The organism is Achromobacter sp. (genome assembly GCF_036567245.1).
GTDB lineage: Bacteria > Pseudomonadota > Gammaproteobacteria > Burkholderiales > Burkholderiaceae_B > Achromobacter.
In genome coordinates this window covers 1-3,762 of record NZ_DATCUY010000730.1, presented here as the reverse complement: position 1 = coordinate 3,762, position 3,762 = coordinate 1, and the positions used below count along the sequence as shown (strand labels likewise).

Annotated in this window: 3 protein-coding genes and 2 pseudogenes; 2 read left to right on the top strand and 3 right to left on the bottom strand. The window is 66.0% G+C overall.

Annotated elements, in window-relative coordinates; genetic code table 11:
* Positions 1-404: pseudogene (locus tag VIR09_RS31550) on the bottom strand (4-hydroxyphenylacetate isomerase); the annotation flags it as partial.
* 201 nt (positions 405-605) lie between these two features.
* Here VIR09_RS31550 and hpaE point away from each other — a divergent pair.
* Together hpaE and hpaD are read left to right on the top strand one after the other, a co-directional pair.
* Complete coding sequence (gene hpaE / locus VIR09_RS31545) at positions 606-2,072, top strand: 5-carboxymethyl-2-hydroxymuconate semialdehyde dehydrogenase (protein ID WP_332016446.1); 1,467 nt, start codon at positions 606-608, stop codon at positions 2,070-2,072.
* 38 nt (positions 2,073-2,110) lie between these two features.
* The gene (gene hpaD / locus VIR09_RS31540) at positions 2,111-2,962 is read left to right on the top strand and encodes a 3,4-dihydroxyphenylacetate 2,3-dioxygenase (protein ID WP_332016445.1); all 852 of its coding nucleotides are present in this window, start codon (positions 2,111-2,113) and stop codon (positions 2,960-2,962) included.
* Here hpaD and hpaR read toward each other — a convergent pair whose 3' ends face one another.
* The gene (hpaR, locus tag VIR09_RS31535; RefSeq protein WP_013394799.1) at positions 2,963-3,427 is read right to left on the bottom strand and encodes a homoprotocatechuate degradation operon regulator HpaR; all 465 of its coding nucleotides are present in this window, start codon (positions 3,425-3,427) and stop codon (positions 2,963-2,965) included.
* Between the two features lie 97 nt (positions 3,428-3,524).
* A pseudogene (locus tag VIR09_RS31530) lies at positions 3,525-3,762 on the bottom strand (hypothetical protein); the annotation flags it as partial.

Below are 3,762 nucleotides of genomic sequence, written 5' to 3'. Positions count from 1 at the left end.
CATGGCGCCGCGGCCGCCGCGGCGCGCGCGGCCAGGTGTTCACGATAGTTGTTCAGCTTGTAGTTCAGCACCGGGTCGGCTTCCTCGATCTGCATCGAGATCCCCAGCGGGCGCGCCGCCATCTGCGGCGCCAGCGCGGCGCTTAACGCCTGGAACACGCGTTCGCCCAGAGCAGCCTTCTGTTCGGCGTTGCGGCCGTGGCCGATGCGCAGCACCACGTGGACGAAGGCATTGTCGGGATGGCCATCGACGATCAGGCAGTCATCCACGCGCAGCGCGCGGGTGCGCGCGCCGGCCAGCGGGAACAGGCTGCCGTCGCCCACGGCGGCATCCTGCACGGTCCGCATCAGGGCTTGCGTATCCAGGGCCAGATTGCCCGAGTATTCGATCCAGATATGGGGCATGGCCTTGCTCCACCGAATGTAATTATCATGTTAACTATATTAATGAAAAACCGCGGTAACAACAATCCGCTGGCAGGTCACGGCGGCGGGGACGGGCTGGGGGTTTCCCGGCGTTGACAGCGCCGTCTGGCAAGCATAACGTTAACGTGTTAATCAAATTTGCGCCGGCCGATCCGGCGCAGTCGGGACGAGGAGCCGCGCGTGAGCATCAAGCACTGGATCAACGGCAAGCAGGTCGACAGCAGCGACCGCTTCATCACCAGCAACCCCGCTACTGGCGAGGCCATCGCCGAGGTGGCTGCGGGCGGGCAGGCCGAGATCGACGCGGCCGTGACGGCCGCGGCCGAGGCCTTTCCCAAGTGGGCCAGCACGCCCGCCAAGGAGCGCGCCCGCCTGATGCGCAGGCTGGGCGAACTGATAGACCAGAATGTGCCGCAGCTGGCCGAGCTGGAAACCCGCGACACCGGGCTGCCGATTTCCCAGACCCGCAAGCAGCTGATCCCGCGCGCCTCGGAGAACTTCAATTTCTTCGCGGAGGTCTGCACGCGCATGAACGGCCACACCTATCCGGTGGACGACCAGATGTTGAACTACACGCTGTACCAGCCGGTGGGCGTGTGTGCGCTGGTGTCGCCCTGGAACGTGCCGTTCATGACGGCCACGTGGAAGACCGCACCGTGCCTGGCGCTGGGCAATACCGCCGTGCTGAAGATGTCCGAACTCTCGCCGTTGACGGCGGACCAGCTGGGCATGCTGGCGCTGGAGGCCGGCATTCCGGCCGGCGTACTGAACGTGGTGCAGGGCTATGGCGCCACCGCTGGCGACGCGCTGGTGCGCCACCCCGGCGTGCGCGCGATCTCGTTCACGGGCGGCACCGTGACCGGCAAGAAGATCCTGGCCAGCGCCGGCGGCGTCAAGAAGTACTCGATGGAGCTGGGCGGCAAATCGCCCGTGCTGATCTTCGACGACGCGGACGTGGAGCGGGCGCTGGACGCGGCGCTCTTCACCATTTTTTCGCTCAATGGTGAACGCTGCACCGCGGGCTCGCGCATCTTCATCCAGCAGACCATCTACGACGACTTCGTGCGCAGGTTCGCCGAACGCGCGCAGCGCCTGGCCGTCGGCGACCCTACCGATGACAATACCCACGTGGGCGCAATGATCACGCGCCAGCACTGGGAAAAGGTCACGGGCTACATCCGCCTGGCCGAACAGGAGGGCGCGCGCATCCTCGCGGGCGGCGCGGACCGGCCCGCCGGCTTGCCGGCCCACCTGTCGGGCGGCAATTTCGTCAGCCCCACGGTGCTGGCCGACGTCGACAACCGCATGCGCTGCGCGCAGGAAGAGATCTTCGGCCCCGTGGCCTGCCTGCTGCCGTTCAAGGATGAGGCCGAGGGCCTGGCGCTGGCCAACGACGTGAAGTATGGCCTTGCGTCCTACATCTGGACCAGCGACATCGGCCGCGCGCACCGCCTGGCCCGCGGCATCGAAGCCGGCATGGTGTTCATCAACAGTCAGAACGTGCGCGACCTGCGCCAGCCCTTCGGCGGCACCAAGGAATCCGGCACCGGACGCGAAGGCGGCGAATACAGTTACGAGGTCTTTGCCGAGATCAAGAACGTGTGCGTGTCCATGGGCAGCCACCACATCCCCAGATGGGGCGTGTGAATCCGGTCCGGACTGACAAGAACGAGGAGACTAGCATCATGGGCAAGCTCGCGCTGGCGGCCAAGGTAACGCATGTGCCGTCCATGTATCTTTCGGAACTGCCTGGCAAGCACCAGGGCTGCAGGGAAGCCGCGATCCAGGGGCACCGCATCATCGGCCAGCGTTGCCGCGACCTGGAAGTGGACAGTATGGTGGTGCTGGACGTGCATTGGCTGGTCAACGGCGGCTATCACGTGAACTGCAACAGCGCCTTCAAGGGCTGCTACACCAGCAACGAGCTGCCGCATTTCATCAAGGACATGGATTACGCCTACCGTGGCAATCCGCAGCTGGGACGCCGCATCACCGAATGCGCCAACGCGGCGGGCGTGGGCACGCGCTCGCATGAGATCGACAGCCTGGAACTGGAGTACGGCACCCTGGTGCCCATGCGCTACATGAACGGCGACGGACGCTTCAGCGTGGTATCGGTAGCCGCCTGGTGCGCCTGGCACTCGCTGGATGACAGCCGGCGCTTCGGCGCCGCGCTGCGCCAGGCCATCGAGGCCAGCGACAACCGTGTGGCGGTGCTGGCCAGCGGTTCGCTGTCGCATCGCTTCAATGACAATGGCAGCCCGGAGGCCGCCATGCACCAGATCAGCCGCGAGTTCTTCCGGCAGGTGGACTTGCGCGTGGTGGACTTGTGGCGGCAGGGCGACTGGAAGACCTTCTGCGCCATGCTGCCGGAATACGCCGAGCTGTGCGTGGGCGAGGGCGGCATGCACGATACCGCGATGCTGCTGGGCCTCTTGGGCTGGGACGGCTACGACCAGCCGGTGGAGATCGTGACCGACTACTTCGCCAGTTCCGGCACGGGGCAGATCAACGCGATCTTCCCGCTGCCGGCCTGATCATTCTTCCTCGGAGGCGCGCGGGTCGGCGGGCTCGCGCTTGATCAGTTCGACCATGGTGTCGACGTCGCGGTACAGGCGGTCCAGCAATTCCTTGCCTATCCTGGCCTCGATCTCCTGGTACTTCGCATCTACTTGCGGCCGCATGCGGTCGATCAGCTTGTTGCTCTTGGGCGTCAGCGAAATTTCCTGGCGGCGCTGATCGGCGCTGGAACGCGCGCGCTTGATCAGACCCTGTTCCTGCATGCCCGCCAGCATGCGGGTCAGGCTGGGGCTGAGGATCTGGCAGGTGCGGGCGATCTGGTTGGGTTCCATGGAGCCCACCTCGCTCAGCGTGCGCAGAACCCGCCATTGCTGTTCGGTTACGCCCGCGGCGTGCAGGATGGGGCGGAAATGCGCCATCAAGGTTTCGCGCGCGTAGAGCAGCAGATGGGGCAGATTGCGGTGGTGGAAGCTCGGACTCATGGCGGCTATGTTAACAAGAAGCCGCGCCCCGCCGGGTTGATATCGGACACACGCACCCATCGGCCGCACAAAGCGCGGCGCCGATGGGCGGCGGCGGTCAGGACGGGATCTGCTGAGCCAGTTCCTGCAGGTCGTCGGGCAGCTCCAGGTCGGGGGCGGCCTGTTGCAATTCGCGCAGCGCCTGTATGGCTTCTTGCGGCTGTTCCTCACGCACCAGCGCCCGGATATGGGTCACGCGGGCTTCGATGTCCTGGTCGCTGAGGGCAGGTGTTTCCGGCGCGGCAGGCTCGGCGGCCGGCTGTTCCGCGGCGGCTTCCTGGGCCGGGGCGGCTTGC

What these genes read in the sequence shown, in the direction of transcription:
- hpaD (WP_332016445.1), top strand. Translation starts at nt 2,111, where the DNA reads ATGGGCAAGCTCGCGCTGGCGGCCAAGGTAACGCATGTGCCGTCCATG.
- hpaR (WP_013394799.1), bottom strand. Translation starts at nt 3,427, where the DNA reads ATGAGTCCGAGCTTCCACCACCGCAATCTGCCCCATCTGCTGCTCTAC.